Source organism: Comamonas denitrificans (assembly GCF_017368815.1).
Lineage (GTDB): Bacteria > Pseudomonadota > Gammaproteobacteria > Burkholderiales > Burkholderiaceae_C > Comamonas > Comamonas denitrificans.
Genome location: NZ_JAFNME010000009.1, coordinates 18,121 through 35,149 on the forward strand (window position 1 = coordinate 18,121; position 17,029 = coordinate 35,149).

Genomic DNA, 17,029 nt, shown 5'->3' on the forward strand with positions numbered 1-17,029 from the left:
AACGACGCAGACCGCCCGAAGCCGCGCCCGCACACCCATGAGGAGATCGTGAACACGTTCTAAGGCGACTGCTCATCCTGCTGCAGCGCCATGGCGGGCATGGCGCGGCCATACACCTTGGCAATGCGCGCTTGCAGGGGCGGGTGGGCATCGAGCCAATGCGCCAAACGGCCACTGTCGGGCACCTCGGCCAGCAGCATGTGCTGCACCAGGGGATGGTTCAGCCCCGTGTAGCTGCGCCGGTCACTGTGCCAGCTGCCACGCTGGCGCTGGGCCTGCTGGCGTTGGTACAGCACTTTGCGCAGCACGCCGCCCAAGCCCGCCGGGTTGCGCGTCCATTGCAAGGCGCGGGCATCGGCCAGCCATTCGCGCTGGCGCGAGACGGCCGCTTTGAGCAGCTTGCCGCTGAACCACCCAATCCAGCCCGCCGCCATGATGGCGCTGCCAAACCAGCGGCCCAAAACGCCGGCCTCATCGCGCAAGGCTGCGCCAAAGTTGTAAATCAACTCCAGCCCATAGACCATGCCCACCAAGTGCATGTTGAGGTAGGTATCGCCCTCTTTCAGGTGGGACAGCTCATGCGCCACCAGTCCTTGGAGCTCATCGCGGGTCAGGTAATCCAGCGCCCCTTGGGTGACGGCAATGATGGAATCCTCGGGCGACCAACCAGCGGCAAAGGCATTGATGGCGTCCGCCCGGGCCAGCACCACCACTTGCGGCGGCTGCATGTGGGCGGCCACACACATTTCTTGCACGGTATTGACCAACTGGCGCTCGGCCAGATTGCGCTCGGCCTGCGCTGGCCGCGCCCCCACCAGCAGGGCCAGCTTGCGGCCCCCGCCGCGCATCGCGTCGTGCTCCACCCACCAGCCGCCAAGGATGAAAAACAGCGTCACCCCCATATTCGTCAGCACAAAACCTCGTGGGTAAGGCCAGCCGTGAAACAACAACCACCACGCCAAAGTCAGCCCCAAATGCACGGTGGCCAGGCACAGCAGCACACACACAAAAAAGCCCAGCAGCAGGCCACGCGTGCGCTGGCGGGCCGTGTGCTGGGTATCCCAAAAGCGGGGGGCGCGCGCCATTAGTAAAAATTAAAAGCGCACTTGCGGCGCAGCGCGTTCTTGGGCCGATTCGGTGGCTTGCAACATGTCCAGATGCGCAAAGCCAATCAGCCGGGCGATGAGCAAATCCGGGAACTGGCTGGCCTGGTCGTTGTACGCCAGGATTTCATCGTTATAGGCTTGGCGGGCAAAGCCCAAGCGGTTTTCGGTGCTGGTGATTTCCTCGCTCAGGCTTTGCATTTGCGCATCGGCTTTGAGGTCGGGGTAGCTCTCGGTCAGCACCATCAGCTGGCCCAGGCTGCTGCCCAAAGCCGCCTCTGCCCCGGCCAGGCTGGCCATGGCCGCCGCCTGCCCGGGATGGCGACGGGCATGGGCCGCCGCTTGCGCCGCCTGCCCCCGGGCCCGGGCCACGGCCTCAAGGGTGCTTGATTCGTGCGCCATATAGCCGCGCGCCACTTCGACCAAATTGGGAATCAAGTCGTGGCGACGTTTGAGCTGCACATCAATTTGCGCAAAAGCGTTGTCCACCCGGTTGCGCAGCTGGCGCAAGCGGTTATGCACGGCCGCAGCCCAAAAAACCACGACAACCGCAACGCCGATCGCCATCCACACGGTGGTGCTCATGGTGCTTTCTTTCTTGTGAAACTCAAGCCGCTGTCAAGCCGCTTGTTCGGCCTTGGTTTGGCAGCCAATGCAGCGCAGCGCCGCCGGAAAGGCGTGCAAGCGCGGCAGACCGATGTCGGCCCCGCAGTCCTGGCATGCGCCATAGCTGCCGTCTTCGATGCGTGCCAGGGCAGCGCGCACGGCCACCAGCTCGTCGTGGTCACGGCGGGCTTCGGCATCGCGCACGGCATTCTGGGCCACTTGGTTGGCCTGGGTGGCGTAGGCATCTTGCGGTGCGCTGTCGGCCGATTTCATGCGTTCGCGGTGGGCCACTTGCACAGCATCGAGCTCTTGCAGCAGTTGTTCTTTACGCGCCAGCAATTGGTCGCGCAGGGCGTGCGTTTGGGGGGTGGTCAAGGTAGTCATAGGGGGAAGGATGCCATAGCTGTGCGCAAAAAAGCAAAAACTGTGCGGCTACTGCGCAGCGCATAAGCTTGCCGCCTTTCACGCCTGTTGTGCAACGCTGACCAAGATGACGGATTTACGGATGGATTCACCAACTGCTCCCCCCTCTGCCTTCCTCCCTGCCGACTGGAGCGCCGCGCCCGGCCCGCAATGGCGCTGGCTGGCACAAGATGCCGATGGCCAATGGTTTTGGTACCGCACCGAGCCGCAATTGGGCTGGGCCGGTGGGGTCTGGCGCAGCAATTCGCGCAACCAGCAGTTGGCCGGGCGCGGTGCCCCCAACCCAAACTGGGCCCAGTCCCTGCAAACCCGTCCAGAATAATCAGCATTTAAATAGCTGTTTGCGCTTTAAAACAAAAGGGTTCAGGCAGAAAACTACCTGAACCCTTTTAAATACCAGCGGGTGCAGCTCTTAGAACGTGTTCACGTTCTTAAAACTGCTGTTTACTTTTTGCGGTGAATCGAAATGGTGGGCGCTTTGGCCGCTTGCTCGGTGCTGGCCAGGGCCACTTGCACGGCCACATCGCGGGCCAGTTTTTTGTAGATGGCGGCCACTTCGCTGTCGGGCGCGGCCACCACGGTGGGCTTGCCGCTGTCGGCTTGCTCACGAATTTGCAGCGACAGGGGCAGCGCACCCAAAAAGTGCAGCCCTTTGTCTTGCGCCAGGGCCTTGCCGCCATCGTGGCCAAAAATGTGCTCCACGTGGCCGCACTGGCTGCACACGTGCATGGCCATGTTCTCCACCAGGCCCAAAATTGGCACGCTGACTTTTTCAAACATCTGAATGCCTTTGCGGGCATCGGCCAGGGCAATGTCCTGCGGCGTGGTGACGATGACAGCACCGGTCACCGGGATGCGCTGGCTCATGGTCAGCTGGATGTCGCCCGTGCCGGGGGGCAGGTCGATGATGAGGTAATCCAGCCCGTGCCAATTGGTTTGGCGCAGCATTTGCTCCAGCGCCTGCACGGCCATGGGGCCGCGCCAGATCATGGCTTGGTCGGGGTTCTCTAACAAAAAACCAATCGACATCAGCTGCACGCCATAGCCTTCAAGCGGCTGCATGGTTTTGCCGTCGATGCTTTGCGGTTTTTGGCCGCTGACACCAAACATCAGCGGCTGGCTGGGGCCGTAAATATCGGCATCGAGCACGCCCACGCGGGCCCCTTCTGCCGCCAGCGCCAGGGCCAGGTTGGCGCTGGTGGTGCTTTTGCCCACCCCGCCCTTGCCCGAGGCCACGGCGATGATGTTTTTCACCCCCGGCAGCAATTGCACGCCCGGCTGCACAGCATGCGAGCGCACTTCCCAACGCACATTGGCGCTGACGTTTTGCACCCCGGCCACCGTGCGGGCGGCGGCAATCAATTGCTGGCGCAGGGGTGTCAGCAGGCTTTGCGCCGGGTAGCCCAGCACCACGTCAAAGGCCACATCCCCGCCCTCGATGGTGAGGTTGGTCAGGGCCTGGCTGGTGACAAAATCCTGGCCGGTATGCGGATCGCGCACACTGGCCAAGGCGGTGCGCAGGTCGTTTTCAAGAATAGGCATGGTTACTTTTCGTCGAACGTAAAAATGTCGAAAGTCTAAGCGCCATAGAGAGCCCGTATGACATGTTCGCGATCTGCACGCCCACGCTGCTGGCCGCCATCACGAGAAGGCGCGGCGGCTGGACTGTTACCATTGGCAGCTTTACCTTTCCTCCCCCTCATCGCGCCCTTTTTTGCTTGACATGGCACTTCGTCTTATCCCTTTGGCCTTGGCCCTGTGCTACTGCGCCAAGGCACTGGCCGCAGCACCTTCCCTGGAGGATGTGCAGCAGTTGCTTGATTTGTCGCTGGAAGACTTGATCGCCACCCCCGTGGTGACCGCGTCACGCCAAAGCGAAACACGCGACCAGACACCGGCGCACGTCATGGTGTTCACGCGCGAGCAAATTCGCCAGCGGCGCTACCAAAATTTGGCCGATTTGCTCGAAGACCTGCCCGGCGTGAATTTCCAGCGTGGCACCAAGTCCTCGCAATTCAACCAATTCACGGTGCAAGGCTATCTGGGGCCGAACAAGCTGGTGCTGATGCTGGACGGCATCCGCATTGGCCAGCCCAGTGGCGGCAACATCCCGGTGGCAGAAAATTTAGCCATCTACCATGCCAAACAGGTCGAGGTGGTTTTTGGCCCCGCTGCCGCTTTGTACGGGGCCGATGCCGTGGCCGGGGTGGTGAATATCATTACCGACAACGCCACCAACGCCACCGCCAATGGGGCCACTGGTACCGCCTCGGTGGGGCTGGGGCGCTTTGGCAGCCGCGACACTTCGTTTTTCACCAGCGCCAAAATCAGCGAGCGCCTGGGCATTAGCGTCGGTGGGCACAGCCAGCGCTCTGACCGTGCGCCGCTGGATGAGTTTTACCCCGATGATTTTCAAAAAGTCGATGGCCAATTCAACGGCCGCACCGTGCTGCCCGCAGCCACGCGCGAGGCCTATACCGGCGGCATCCGCAGCAGCAGCGTGTTTGCCCGGCTGGACTTGGGCGAACCATTGACCGCTGGCTTTTACCGCCACCGCTTCAACAGCCTGACCAGCACGGGCGACCCCTATGCCATGGCCCGCTACGACCGCGCAGCCCAATGGCAAACCACCAACGATACGGTTTATGCCCGCTACCGCCACCGCCTGGGCGAGAACCTGCACGGGAAGCTGACGCTGGACCACGCCCAGATGCAAGTCGATCCCCGCGCCTACTACAGCAACGCTTACAACGACTTTGGCCGGGGCTACTCCTACGTGCAGGGCAAACGCACGGGCATCGAAGAAAGCCTGCACTGGCAGGTCAATGAGCGCCACCAGGTGCAAGGCGGCCTGGGCTGGCAGGAATACACGGCGATTGAAGCGGCCTCCATGCCCCAGCCCTACAACACCGACCTGTCCCCGACGGACCAAGGCATGGTGTACCCCAACACACCGGGGTTTCGTTTCGACACCCCGCACACGCGGTTTCACAACCTCTCGGCCTACGTGCAATGGCAAGCGCAGTGGAGTGAGCAACTTTCCAGCGTGGCCGGGGTGCGGCTGGACCGCCATTCGGTCTATGGCAGCAGCGTCAATCCCCGGCTGGGGGTGGTCTTTGTCCCCAACAAAACCCATGTTTTCAAAGCCTTGTATGGCCAAGCCTTTCGTGCGCCGTCGCCTGAAGAGAGCCTGAGCACCATCGGCCACTTTGATGGTCGCCAAGATGCCGATGGCCGCTACATTGGCACCAACTTCCGCGTCGGCAATGAGCATTTGGAGCCAGAAACTGTCCGCTCCCTGAGCCTGACCTGGGATTGGCGGCCTGCGCAGCACCTGAACTTCAGCACCAACCTGTACCACAGCCGCATCAGCCATCTGGTGGTGAACATGCCCACCGCCGATGTCATCACCCCCCAGATGTGGCTGCAGAAACCAGAAACCAAAGGCAACGCCGGCTACCAATTTCAAAGGGGCCTGGATATCAGCGCCCAGTGGCGCTTTCGCTGGGGGCGCAACTGGACGGGCGACCTCTGGGGCAGCGCCAGTTGGATTCACGGGCGCATCAACACCGGCAATGGCATCGAATGGCAAATTCCCTATGTCGCCAGCCGCCAGCTCAAACTGGGCACCACGCTGCGCTGGCGTGACCAATGGAGCATCACCCCCAAGCTGCGCTGGAGCAGCAGCACCACCAATGGCCGCACCAAAGCCCCCGCCAACCCCTTGCTGCCCGCTGCCCACTGCAGCAGCACCCCCAGCGCCCCCACCCGCTGCAGCACGCCAGGGGCCGCCGTGCTGGATCTGCACCTGGGCTGGCACCAACTGCTGGACGGCAAAGCCACGCTGTGGCTGGACGTGACCAACGTGCTGGACAAGCGCTACTACGCCGCCGGTGGCGGGGGCAGCATGACGTTTTGGGACATGCCCCAGCAGCCCCGGCGCTGGATGCTCACCCTCGACTACCGCTTTTAGGCATGCGCACGATTTGCCTGCGGGGCCAGGCCCTCCTTCTGCTACTGATCGGCTGCACCAGCCTGCTCTGGACTGCCCCCACGGTGGCCCAGCCATCGCTGCTGGCTGTCAAAGCCGCTTTGCTCTTTAAGCTGCCACGCTTTACCTACCTCACCCACTTGGAGGGCAACAGCGTGCTCAACCTGTGCATTTTGGGCACCAACCCGTTTGGTGATGCCTTGCACGCCTTGGCCCAAACGCCCATTGATGCGCGCACCGTGGTCTTGCACACCCCCGCAACAGCTGAAACAGCGCAGGTATGCGATATTATTTTTATAGCTGATACCGCAGAAAATAAAAGAAATTTAAATGAAAACATTCAAACATTCAGCACCTACCATGCGCTAACTGTTTCAGATATTGCAGGCTTTGCCCAAGCCGGTGGCATGGTTGAGCTGGCCGCCCACGCACAAGACAGCAGCAAAGTACACATCCTCATCAACCCCACGGCCGCTGCCCGCCAAGGCGTTAAGTTCAACGCCCAGCTGCTGCGCCTGGCCACCTTGCTGCCGTAATGTTTCAGTTTCTGCCGCGTGCGCTGCGCCCCCAAACCATTCGACGCAAACTGCAATGGGGCTTTACTGCCGCCATTGTGCTGGTGCTGCTGCTGACCTTTGCCCTGATGCTGTTGCAACAACAGCGCCTGATTCGCAGCGAATGGAGCACCGCCTTGCAAGCCCAGGCCCAGTTGATCGCCACCAACAGCCAGGCGGCGATGACCTTTGGCGACACCCAAGAGGCCGAGCGCCTGCTCTGGTCCAGCGAGGGCAACGCCGCCATCTTGCGTGCCCGGGTGCTGATTGCGCCTTACACGCCCGGAAAACCGCCCTATGCCGAATTTGCCCGCACTCCGGACATCCGCGAGCATGCCTCGCCCCCGCCACCGCCGCAGGGCAGCGGCATCGAGTTTCATGACGAGGAAGACCACGATCACCTGCTGGTGTGGGCCGCCATTCCCCACGCCGATCCCCCGGCCACGGTAGAGCTGCTGGCCTCGCTGCAGCCCATGCGCCAATCGATCCAGCGCACCACGCGCGAGACGGGGCTGACACTGCTGGCCGTGCTGCTGTTGTTTTTATGGGTCTCCCACCGTGCCGCCCGGCGCATTGCACGGCCGCTGCTGCGCCTCAATCAACTCATGGGGAAGGTGGCCGACAACCCGGCCCTGACCGAACGCGCCAATGCCCACGGGCACGATGAGCTGGCCCAGCTGGGGCGCAGCCTGAACGACATGATCGAGCGCCTGCAAAAGCGCGACCAGGAACTGCAGCAATACCGCGAAAACCTGGAAACCCTGGTCGAACACCGCACCCAAGCCCTGCAACACGCCACCGCAGAGGCCCAAGCGGCCAGCCGCGCCAAGTCCGACTTTCTGGCCCGCATGAGCCACGAAATTCGCACCCCCATGAACGCCATTGTGGGCCTGAGCAAGCTGCTCCTGAAAACAGAGCTTACCGCCCACCAGCGCGATTACCAAGAGAAGGTAATCGCCGCCTCGGACATGCTGCTGGGCCTGATCAACGACATCCTGGACTACTCGCGCATCGAAGCGGGCAAGCTGGAAGTGGAGCACATTGATTTTGAAATCGACCAGCTCATGGGCAGCCTGGTGGGCCAAATGGCGCTGCGGGCCCAACAAAAGGGGCTGGAGCTGCTGCTGCAGTCCGACCCGCACATCCCCAAAATCTTGCGCGGCGACCCGCTGCGCCTGACCCAGGTGCTGGTCAATTTGACCAGCAACGCCATCAAGTTCACCGAATTTGGTGAAGTCATCATCCGCATCCAGCTGCAAGCGCACACCCAGACTGGCGTGCGGCTGGAGTTTTCTGTGACCGACTCGGGCATGGGCATCCCCGCCAACCGCCTGGGCCAGCTGTTCACCCCCTTCACCCAGGTGGATGACAGCATTACCCGCCGCTTTGGCGGCACCGGCCTGGGACTGGCCATTTGCCGCCAACTGGTCGAGCTGATGGGCGGGCAGATTCACGCCACCAGCCAAGAGGGCCAGGGCAGCCGCTTTTTCTTTACCCTGGAGCTGCCCGTGGCCCGCCGCGCCCAGCCGCTATTGCCCCCCAACAGCAGCGCCGCCACCTCGCCGCTGAGCGGCAAGCGCGTTCTGGTGGTGGATGACAACGCCAGTGCCCGTGAAATTTTGCACGCCACGCTGGTGCAATTTGGCATCCAGGCCGATGTGGTGGACAGCGGCCCAGCCTGCCTGCAGCGCCTGCAACAAGCCAATGCGGCCGGCACCCCCTACCACCTGGTGCTGCTCGATTGGCTGATGCCCGGCATGGATGGCATTGAAGTGGCCCGCCATATCCAGGCGGCCAACCTAAGCGCTGGCCTGCCCGGCATCTTGATGGTCACCGCCGGCAGCTACGAAAAACTCAGCCCCCAAGCGGCGCAAGTGGGCCTGCAGCATATTTTGACCAAACCGGTCAGCCCCACCGCCCTGCATGCGGCAATGTGCCAAGCCTTGCTCAGCCCCACAGCCAGCCCTACCAGCCCTACCAGCCCTGCCAGCCCCACCCCAGCGGCCCCGGCCAGCCGCTTCGATTTCAGCGCCATCGCCGGTGCCCGGGTGCTGCTGGTCGATGACGTAGAGCTCAACCGCACCGTGGCCCTGGCCTTTCTGGAAGAAACCGGCGTACAGGTCGAGATCGCCATCGACGGCCATGATGCCGTGACAAAAATACAAACGGCCCCGCCCCAGCACTACGACCTGGTGCTGATGGACATCCAAATGCCCGTAATGGATGGCCTGACCGCCACCCAAACCATCCGCCAAGAAGCCCGGTTCAACCACCTGCCCATCATCGCCATGACCGCCCACGCCATGGAAGGCGACCGCCAGCGCAGCCTGGATGCGGGCATGCAAGACCACCTGACCAAGCCCATCCACCTGGAGGCCCTCTACGCTGCCTTGCTGCGCTGGATTGCCCCGCGCACCGACGCAAGCACGGGCACCCCGGCACACAGCAGCGTTCCAAGCGCTGCCACCACCATCCCAACGCTGCCAGGCATCGACACCGCCGTCGGCCTGGCCCACTGCCTGGGCCGGCCCGATTTGTACCTGCGCATCCTCGACAACTTTGTGCGCGAATTTGCCGATAGCGCCCCGCGCATCCAGGCCGCCCTCACTTCAGGCCCCCCGCACGATTGGCCCACCGCACGGCGCATTGCCCACTCCCTGAAATCAGCCGCCGCCACCCTGGGCGCAGCCACCTTGGCCGATGCCGCCAGAGTGCTGGAAAACGCCTACGCCGCCCAACAAGCGGCAACGCCCACAGAGTGGGATGCCATGCACGCCGAACTCACCCGCGTGCTGGCACTGCTCAGCGCCTTGCGGCCACCCAGCCCGCCCGCAAGTGCCACGCAGACACCCGTGGCAGCCGCTGCCGATGCGCTGATCGCCTTGTTAGACCACTTGGCCGAATGCTTGCGCAACGACGATGCCAGCGCCCTGCGCCTGGTGGGCCAGCTGCCGCCCCTGCTGCCCCACAACCACCATGCCGCACTCGAAGAACTAGAGCTGATACGGGAGAAGATTGAAGATGTTGAGTACGAAGAAGCACTTAATTTTTTATTAAGCCTGCGCAAACAACTATTAAATAAATAGCAATGAACCTGATTAACACCGAATTTACCCTGCTCATCGTCGATGACGAAAAGCAAAACCGCCTGCTGCTGACCGAGCTGTTTGGCACCACATACAAAATCATCCAGGCCAAAAACGGGGTGCAAGCCCTGGAAAAAGCGCGCCAGCACCGCCCCGACCTGATCCTGCTGGATGTGCTCATGCCCGAGATGGACGGCATGGGCGTACTGCGCGAGCTCAAACGCGACGATGCCACCCGCCTCATTCCGGTGATTTTCATCACCGCGCTGGACTCGGCCACCGATGAAGCAAACGGCCTGAACCTAGGGGCCGTGGACTACATCTCCAAGCCCTTTCACCCCCCCATCGTGCGCGTGCGCGTGCACAACCAGCTGCAGCTGGTACACCAGCGGCGCTTGCTGGAGCAGTTGGCCTCGCTGGATGGGCTGACCGGCATCCCCAACCGCCGCCAGTTCGATGCCACGCTGCTCAAAGAATGGCACCGCTGCCAGCGCAACCAGCAACCGCTGTCGCTGATCGTGGCCGATGTTGATTTTTTCAAAAAATACAACGATGCCCTGGGCCACGCGGCCGGCGACCGCGTGCTGCAGGAAGTGGCGGCCACCTTGCGCCAAGCGGCCCGCCGCCCCGGCGACCTGGTGGCCCGCTACGGCGGAGAAGAATTTGTTCTGCTGCTGCCCGAAACCGATGCCACCAGCGCCCAGGCCCTGGCCGAGGGCTTGCAACAATTGCTGCACAGCAAGGCCTTTGCCCACCCCAACTCCAGCCTTGGCCCGTGGCTGACCATGAGCATGGGCGGCAACACCATCGTCCCCAGCACCACCGCACTCGACCCCGAATTTTTCGCCCTGGCCGATGCGGCCCTGTACCGCGCCAAACACCAAGGCCGCAACCAAGTGCGCTGGGCCAATTAAGCAGGCGCTGCCCACCCGCCTAGAATTGGCCGCTTTGTTTCCTCTTTTCATTACCGCTTTTAGCGCTCCTTACCATGTCGCAACGCAAGCTCTTCGTCACCACCGCCCTGCCCTACGCCAACGGCCACTTTCACATCGGCCACATCATGGAATACATCCAGGCCGACACCTGGGTGCGGGCGCAGCGCATGCAGGGCAACGCGGTGAACTTTGTCGGTGCCGACGATGCCCATGGGGCCCCCATCATGATTGCCGCAGAAAAAGCGGGCAAAACCCCGCAGCAGTTCGTGGCCGACATTGCCGCCGGGCGCAAACAGTACCTGGAAGGCTTTCACATCGCCTTTGACAACTGGAGCAACACCGATAGCCCAGAAAACCACGAACTGTCCAAGCAGATTTATCTGGATTTGAAGCAGGCCGGCTTTATCGAAACGCGCACCATCGAGCAGTTCTTTGACCCGCAAAAGAACATGTTCCTGCCCGACCGCTTCATCAAAGGCGAGTGCCCACGCTGCCACGCCAAAGACCAGTACGGCGACAACTGCGAGGTGTGCAGCTCGGTGTACGCGCCCACTGATCTGATCAACCCGTATTCCGCCCTGTCCGGGGCCAAGCCCGAACTGCGCACTTCAGAGCACTTTTTCTTCAAACTCTCGGACCCGCGCGCAGTCGAATTTTTGACCGAATGGACGCAAAACGGCCAGCACGTGCAGCCCGAAGTGGCCGCCAAAATCAAAGAATGGTTTGGCACCCGCACCAACCCCGACGGCAGCACCAGCACCGGCCTGGACGACTGGGACATCTCGCGCGATGCGCCCTACTTCGGCATCGAGATCCCCGACGCGCCGGGCAAATACTTTTATGTGTGGCTGGATGCGCCCGTGGGCTACCTGGCCTCGCTGAAAAACCTCTTGAACCAGCGCGGTGAAGATTACGACGCTTACATGGCCGACCCGGCCCTGGAGCAGTACCACTTCATCGGCAAAGACATCATCACCTTCCACACGCTGTTTTGGCCCGCCATGCTGAAATTCAGCGGCCGCAAAACGCCCACCAAAATCTGCGTGCATGGTTTCATGACCGTAAACAACGGCGAAAAAATGAGCAAAAGCCGGGGCACGGGCCTGGACCCACTCAAATACCTGGGCCTGAACATGAACCCCGAGTGGCTGCGCTACTACCTGGGTGCCAAACTCAACGGCAAAAACGAAGACATCGACTTCAACGCCGAAGACTTCATGCTGCGCGTCAATGCCGATTTGATCGGCAAATACGTAAACATCGCTTCGCGCGCTGCCGGCTTTATCGCCAAGCGCTTTGATGGCAAGCTATCTACTGCAGTTGGCTCATCCGAGGTTCTGAGACATTTGTTTAGCAAGGGTCCAGGTGCCACGCTACTCCCGAGCATTCAGGCAGCTAAGTCAAATATCGTCGCTTCTTACGAAGCACGTGACACTGCCCGTGCTGCCCGCGAAATTATGCAGCTTTGTGACAAAGTTAATATCTATGTGGATTCGTATAAGCCTTGGGAATTGGCTAAGCAAGAAGGTATGGATCAATTTTTGCAGGATGTGTGCAGCACCTGCATCGAAGCCTTCCGCCTGCTGACGATTTACCTCAAGCCCATGCTGCCCGCCGTGGCCGCACAGGTCGAAGCCTTCCTGAAGGTGCCGCCCCTGCAATTTGCCGACGCTGAGCAGCTGCTGGGCGCTGGCCATGAAATCGGCCAATACCAACACCTGATGCAGCGCGTCACCATGGAGCAGCTTGAAGCCCTGTTCGAGCCGCCCGCCGCGCCTGTGGTCGAGGCCGTGAAGCCCGGCGGCGAAAACAATCAAGCCCCCACGCTCGGCGCTTCCGCGTCCTCGCTGCCCCCCGAGGGGGCTGGCTCCGCCTTGGGGCGGCCCGGCGGCGAAGCCATTGCCCCCACCATCACCATTGACGACTTCGCCAAGGTGGACCTGCGCATCGCCAAAATCATCGAATGCAAGGCGGTGGAAGGCTCCACCAAGCTGCTGCAACTGACCCTGGATGCGGGCGAGGGCCAGACGCGCAACGTCTTCAGCGGCATTGCCAGCATGTACAGCCCCGAGCAACTGGTGGGCAAGCTCACCGTGCTGGTGGCCAACCTGGCCCCGCGCAAGATGAAGTTTGGCGTGAGCGAAGGCATGGTGCTGGCCGCCAGCCACGCCGACGAAAAAGCCGTGCCCGGCATCTACGTGCTCGAACCCTTCCCAGGGGCGCAGCCCGGAATGCGCATCCATTGATTGAATAGCTCTTTGCGCTTTTGAATAAAGGGTTTTGTATGGTTTTCATACGGAAATCCTTTATTTATCAGCGCAAACAGCTTCTTTTTTAATATTTTTCAGCCTTTCAGGCCCAGACCTTTCAGTCCCATGCCCATCTACCGTTGCAACAAATGCGGTTTTGTCAGCGAAGACACGCAAACCCCCGTCAATACACCCACCGCTTGCGGGCGCTGCGGCACGCCCAGCACGGTGTACGGCACGGTGTTTTTTGTCGAAGAGCTGATCAAGCGCCTGGCCAGCGTCACGCGCGAACTCAAAACCCTGCAGGCCCAGCCCGTGGCCGCGCCGACCGCGCCAGCAGCTCCTGCTGCAGCCCCCGCAGCCAGCAGCTTCCCCACGCTGGATGCGGCCCCCAAAGAGGCCCCGCACACTGCCCTGGTGCAGTGGTTTGCCCAAAAAAACATCCAAGCCGCCATCGACCCCAGCGCGGCCGATACCAGCGGCTTTTTTGACGAGGCAGCCACCGCCCTGGGCGACGACTACCTGCTGTTTGCCGACCTGCTCGACCGCGTGTGCTACTCGTACCGCAAGAGCTACACCAACGTCAATCTCGAGCTGGCCAAGCTGTCGCAAAAAGACGGGCAGGCCATTACCCAGTTTTGTCGCACGCTGTATGAGCACACCTTTTTTGCCCGCTACCACTACCAAAAAGCCGAAAAAATCGCCCGCCTGACGCTGCAAATGGCCCCGGCCATCCGCCAATTTTTTGAAGGTGGCTGGCTGGAGTGGTACGCCTTGGTGCAAGCCCTCTCGGCCAGCGAGCAGCGCTCGGTGCCCCTGTCCTACGCCCGGGGCGTAAAAGTCACCTTCCCCAACGAAGACCTGCATGAGCTGGATGTGCTGCTGCAACCCCAGGGGCAAGAGCCCATTTGCATCGAATGCAAAACCGGCGAATTTCGCCGCGATATCGACAAATACGTGCGCCTGAACAAGCGCCTGGGGCTGACCAAAAGCCGCTTCATCCTGTGCTGCACCGATCTGAACGCCGAGCAAGCCCAGGGCCTGAGCGCCATGTACGACCTGAGTTTCGTGCCCCTGCCGATGCTCAAACGCCATCTGCACAGCATGATTTAGCGCCACCTCAAAACCGCATATACCAGGCCGGCAGAAGCTTCTAACTTATTGTCGTAAAACACTTCTTAGAATCGCAAACTTCGCGCCATCGGTCCCTGCGAGCAGCAGGCAGCGGCGGTTTTTTGGATGCCAACAGGCGGCTGCGCAAGGCCGCCTGAAGACGGCTTTTGCTCACCCAGGAGGCTCCATGCCCTTTCCCTCTTTCCTGCGCCCGGCTTTGCTGGCCCTGGCGCTGGCTGCGCCTTGGGCTGCGGCCAGTGCCCAGCCTGCCACGCCCGCTGTGGCCCCGGTGTTGCCCGCTGGTTTCAGCGTGCAAAACGTGGCCGTGCTGGCGGGCACCTGCGCCAACTGCCACGGGCCGCAGGGCCGCTCCACCGGCGGCATTCCCACCCTGCGCGGGCAAGATGCCAGCCATTTGCTGCAGCGCATGCAGGCCTTCAAGGCCAACCGCGCAGCGGATGCAACCATCATGAACCGCCTGATGCAGGGCTATGACGAATCACAAATCCAGGCGCTGGCCGCCTGGTTCAGCCAGGAGGTGCAGCCATGAGCTTGCAACGCCGTACCCTTTTGAGCAGCGCCCTGGCCGGTGCTGCCACCCTGGCCCTGCCGTCCATCGTTCGTGCCCAGGCCGGTTCCGCCCATGTGGTGGTGATCGGTGGCGGCTTTGGCGGTGCCACCGCTGCGCGCTACCTGAAAGCACAAGCGCCCCAGGTGCGCGTGACGCTGGTCGAGCCGGCCGAGCGCTTTTACACCTGCCCCTTCTCCAACCTGTACCTGGCGGGCCTGCGCTCGTTCGAGAGCATCGGCCACGGCTACGATGGTCTGCGCACAGCGGGCATCGACGTGGTGCATGCCCGCGCCGAGGATGTCGATACCGCTGCCCGCAGCGTGCGCCTGTCCAGCGGGCAGACGCTGCGCTACGACAAGCTGGTGCTCTCCCCCGGTGTGGACATGCGCTGGAATGCGCTGCAAGGCTACGACGAGGCCGCCGCCCACCTGGCCCCGCACGCCTGGAAGGCCGGCCCCCAAACCCAATTGCTACGCCAGCAAATGGAGGCGATGGAAGATGGCGGCACCTTTGTGATGGTGATTCCGGCCAACCCTTTTCGCTGCCCGCCCGGCCCCTACGAACGGGCGGCGATGGTGGCGCACTACTTCAAGCAGCACAAACCCAAATCGAAAATCCTGCTGCTGGACAGCAAAGACGCTTTCTCCAAGCAGGGCCTGTTCCTGCAAGGCTACAAAGCGCTGTACGGCGACATGATCGAATGGGTCAAGCAGTCTGACGATGGCCAGGTGGTGCGCGTCGATGCCCGCCAGCGCGTGGTGGAAACCGCCTTTGGCACCCAACACCGGGCCAGCGTGCTGAACGTGATTCCGCCGCAAAAGGCCGGCTTCATTGCCGAGCGCGCCGGGGTAACCGATGCCAGCGGCTGGGTGCCCATCAAGCCTGAGAGCTTCGAATCCGCCCAGGTGCCCCACGTGTATGTGCTGGGCGATGCAACGATTGCCGCGCCCATGCCCAAATCTGGCTTTGCCGCCAATACCCAGGGCAAGCTGGCCGCCGCCGCCATTGCAGCGGAGCTAACGGGCCAGCCGCTGCCCACCGCCTCGCTGGCCAACACCTGCTACAGCCTGGTGGGCACGCATTACGGCATCTCGGTCGCGGGTGTGTACCGGGCGCAAGACGGGAAACTGCAAGAAGTGGCAGGCGGTGTCAGCCCCATGCAGGCCGATGCTGGGTTCCGCAAGGCCGAGGCCATCTATGGCGCGGCCTGGTACCAGGCGATCAGCACCGACATCTGGGGTGGCTAAGGATGGCGCAACCATGACGCTGCTGTGGGCCAGTTTTCTTTGGGGTGCCGCCTTTGGCTGCGCCGCCCGCTGGGGGCGCTTTTGCCTGCTGCGCGGCGTGCGCCAAGGCATGGGGCACGACCACAGCGAGCCACGCGGCCACGCCCCGGCGCTGCAAGCCTTTGCGCTGGCGCTGGCCGTGGCACTGCTGGCCTCGCAAGGCTTGCAGTGGCTGGGTGTGATCGATTTGGGGCAGGCCCAGATCGTGCGGCCCAGCTTCTCCCCGCTGGGGGTGTTTCTGGGCGGGGTGATTTTTGCCCTGGGCATGGTGCTGGCCAACGCCTGCGGGGCCCGCTCGCTGGTGCTGCTGGCCGGGGGCAATCTGCGGGCGCTGGTCACCGTGGTGTTTCTGGCCTTGGGGGCACAGGCCAGTGCCACCGGGGTGCTGGCACCGCTGCGCCAGTGGCTGCAAGGCGTGGCCCCGGTGACGCTGGAGCATGCCACGGCATCACAATATTTAATAGAAAAAAGCCTATCAGCGCTTACTGTGTATGCGCTGACAGCTATCATTCCTGCACTTCTGCTGGCGGCTTACGCTGTGCGCCACCCGGCTTTGCGCCGCCATCCTGCACAGGCGCTGTCGGCCCTGGCGATTGGTGCTTTGGTAACGCTGGGCTGGTGGATCAGCGCCACCGTGCAGGTCGATCCGTTTGAGCCCGCCAAGCTGACCTCGCTGAGCTTCATCGCCCCCATGGCCGAGAGCCTGCTGTACCTGCAAGTGGCCGTGGGCCGGGCCTGGAGCCCGGCTTCGGCCATGGTGCTGGGCGTACTGGCGGGGGCAGCGGTAACCGCTATCGTCACCGGCACGGCCCGCTGGGAAGGCTTTGACAGCCCGGCCCAGCTGGCCAAAAGCGCCATCGGCGGCCTACTGATGGGCTTTGGCGGCCTGCTGGCAGTGGGCTGCTCCATCGGCCAGGCGCTGACCGGTGTCACCACCCTGGCCTGGGCCACGCTGCCTGCCGTGGCGGGCATTGTGCTGGGTGCGTGGGCCGGCTTGGCGCTGATGGCCCGCCGCCGCTGAAGGCGCAGCACCGAAGAAGGCGCACCCTGGCCACGCCGAACCGCGCACCAGCACGCTTAGAATGCCCGGCTGACAGCTCTGCTTGTGCCGC

Annotated in this window: 14 protein-coding genes; 10 read left to right on the plus strand and 4 right to left on the minus strand. The window is 62.5% G+C overall.

Annotated elements, in window-relative coordinates:
- Nucleotides 1-59: 59 nt before the first annotated feature.
- Genes J1777_RS05630 through J1777_RS05640 form a run of 3 tightly spaced genes read right to left on the minus strand, consistent with a single transcriptional unit; the run spans nt 60 to nt 2,093 of the window.
- Nucleotides 60-1,085, minus strand: coding sequence for a M48 family metalloprotease (locus tag J1777_RS05630; RefSeq protein ID WP_207574839.1), 1,026 nt, complete (start codon nt 1,083-1,085; stop codon nt 60-62).
- Between the two features lie 9 nt (nt 1,086-1,094).
- The gene (locus J1777_RS05635; RefSeq protein ID WP_207574840.1) at nt 1,095-1,688 is read right to left on the minus strand and encodes a LemA family protein; all 594 of its coding nucleotides are present in this window, start codon (nt 1,686-1,688) and stop codon (nt 1,095-1,097) included.
- A gap of 33 nt (nt 1,689-1,721) precedes the next feature.
- Nucleotides 1,722-2,093: a TraR/DksA family transcriptional regulator gene (locus J1777_RS05640; RefSeq protein WP_207574841.1), complete on the minus strand. Its 372-nt coding sequence runs from the start codon at nt 2,091-2,093 to the stop codon at nt 1,722-1,724.
- Between the two features lie 121 nt (nt 2,094-2,214).
- On the opposite strand from J1777_RS05640, the gene J1777_RS05645 reads away from it, so the two are divergent.
- Nucleotides 2,215-2,454 (plus strand): hypothetical protein, encoded by a 240-nt coding sequence (locus J1777_RS05645; RefSeq protein WP_207574842.1) that lies wholly within the window; start codon nt 2,215-2,217, stop codon nt 2,452-2,454.
- A gap of 122 nt (nt 2,455-2,576) precedes the next feature.
- Here the strand turns inward: J1777_RS05645 and apbC are convergent, their stop codons facing one another.
- Nucleotides 2,577-3,674 (minus strand): iron-sulfur cluster carrier protein ApbC, encoded by a 1,098-nt coding sequence (gene apbC, locus J1777_RS05650; protein ID WP_207574843.1) that lies wholly within the window; start codon nt 3,672-3,674, stop codon nt 2,577-2,579.
- 181 nt (nt 3,675-3,855) lie between these two features.
- Between apbC and J1777_RS05655 the strand changes: the two genes are divergently transcribed.
- The 9 genes from J1777_RS05655 to J1777_RS05695 all read left to right on the plus strand — a co-directional run bounded on the left by J1777_RS05655 (nt 3,856) and on the right by J1777_RS05695 (nt 16,938).
- On the plus strand, nt 3,856-6,105 hold the full coding sequence (locus J1777_RS05655) for a TonB-dependent receptor plug domain-containing protein (RefSeq protein WP_207574844.1): 2,250 nt from the start codon (nt 3,856-3,858) through the stop codon (nt 6,103-6,105).
- A 2-nt stretch (nt 6,106-6,107) separates the two neighbouring features.
- A complete protein-coding gene (locus J1777_RS05660) occupies nt 6,108-6,659 on the plus strand; it encodes a YfiR family protein (RefSeq protein WP_207574845.1) in 552 nt (183 codons plus the stop codon).
- A complete protein-coding gene (locus J1777_RS05665) occupies nt 6,659-9,763 on the plus strand; it encodes a response regulator (protein WP_207574846.1) in 3,105 nt (1,034 codons plus the stop codon). The genes J1777_RS05660 and J1777_RS05665 overlap by 1 nt, the downstream gene beginning before the upstream one ends.
- A 2-nt stretch (nt 9,764-9,765) precedes the next feature.
- Complete coding sequence (locus J1777_RS05670) at nt 9,766-10,677, plus strand: GGDEF domain-containing response regulator (RefSeq protein ID WP_207574847.1); 912 nt, start codon at nt 9,766-9,768, stop codon at nt 10,675-10,677.
- Nucleotides 10,678-10,751: 74 nt separating this feature from the next.
- Nucleotides 10,752-12,944, plus strand: coding sequence for a methionine--tRNA ligase (gene metG, locus J1777_RS05675; RefSeq protein WP_207574848.1), 2,193 nt, complete (start codon nt 10,752-10,754; stop codon nt 12,942-12,944).
- A 129-nt stretch (nt 12,945-13,073) separates the two neighbouring features.
- Nucleotides 13,074-14,060, plus strand: a complete 987-nt coding sequence (locus J1777_RS05680) for a zinc ribbon domain-containing protein (RefSeq protein ID WP_207574849.1) — start codon at nt 13,074-13,076, stop codon at nt 14,058-14,060.
- Nucleotides 14,061-14,247: 187 nt separating this feature from the next.
- Nucleotides 14,248-14,610 carry a c-type cytochrome gene (locus J1777_RS05685; protein ID WP_207574850.1) on the plus strand — a complete coding sequence of 121 codons (363 nt, stop codon included), beginning with the start codon at nt 14,248-14,250 and terminating at the stop codon, nt 14,608-14,610.
- Nucleotides 14,607-15,878 (plus strand): NAD(P)/FAD-dependent oxidoreductase, encoded by a 1,272-nt coding sequence (locus J1777_RS05690; RefSeq protein WP_207574851.1) that lies wholly within the window; start codon nt 14,607-14,609, stop codon nt 15,876-15,878. Before J1777_RS05685 ends, J1777_RS05690 begins: the two co-directional genes overlap by 4 nt.
- Nucleotides 15,879-15,891: 13 nt before the next feature.
- On the plus strand, nt 15,892-16,938 hold the full coding sequence (locus tag J1777_RS05695) for a YeeE/YedE family protein (protein ID WP_207574852.1): 1,047 nt from the start codon (nt 15,892-15,894) through the stop codon (nt 16,936-16,938).
- The last annotated feature ends 91 nt before the right edge of the window (nt 16,939-17,029 follow it).

Bases quoted from the DNA above. Each gene is read 5' to 3' on its own strand.
- J1777_RS05630 (WP_207574839.1), bottom strand. From the start codon at position 1,085: ATGGCGCGCGCCCCCCGCTTTTGGGATACCCAGCACACGGCCCGCCAG.
- J1777_RS05635 (WP_207574840.1), bottom strand. From the start codon at position 1,688: ATGAGCACCACCGTGTGGATGGCGATCGGCGTTGCGGTTGTCGTGGTT.
- J1777_RS05640 (WP_207574841.1), bottom strand. From the start codon at position 2,093: ATGACTACCTTGACCACCCCCCAAACGCACGCCCTGCGCGACCAATTG.
- J1777_RS05645 (WP_207574842.1), top strand. From the start codon at position 2,215: ATGGATTCACCAACTGCTCCCCCCTCTGCCTTCCTCCCTGCCGACTGG.
- apbC (WP_207574843.1), bottom strand. From the start codon at position 3,674: ATGCCTATTCTTGAAAACGACCTGCGCACCGCCTTGGCCAGTGTGCGC.
- J1777_RS05655 (WP_207574844.1), top strand. From the start codon at position 3,856: ATGGCACTTCGTCTTATCCCTTTGGCCTTGGCCCTGTGCTACTGCGCC.
- J1777_RS05660 (WP_207574845.1), top strand. From the start codon at position 6,108: ATGCGCACGATTTGCCTGCGGGGCCAGGCCCTCCTTCTGCTACTGATC.
- J1777_RS05665 (WP_207574846.1), top strand. From the start codon at position 6,659: ATGTTTCAGTTTCTGCCGCGTGCGCTGCGCCCCCAAACCATTCGACGC.
- J1777_RS05670 (WP_207574847.1), top strand. From the start codon at position 9,766: ATGAACCTGATTAACACCGAATTTACCCTGCTCATCGTCGATGACGAA.
- metG (WP_207574848.1), top strand. From the start codon at position 10,752: ATGTCGCAACGCAAGCTCTTCGTCACCACCGCCCTGCCCTACGCCAAC.
- J1777_RS05680 (WP_207574849.1), top strand. From the start codon at position 13,074: ATGCCCATCTACCGTTGCAACAAATGCGGTTTTGTCAGCGAAGACACG.
- J1777_RS05685 (WP_207574850.1), top strand. From the start codon at position 14,248: ATGCCCTTTCCCTCTTTCCTGCGCCCGGCTTTGCTGGCCCTGGCGCTG.
- J1777_RS05690 (WP_207574851.1), top strand. From the start codon at position 14,607: ATGAGCTTGCAACGCCGTACCCTTTTGAGCAGCGCCCTGGCCGGTGCT.
- J1777_RS05695 (WP_207574852.1), top strand. From the start codon at position 15,892: ATGACGCTGCTGTGGGCCAGTTTTCTTTGGGGTGCCGCCTTTGGCTGC.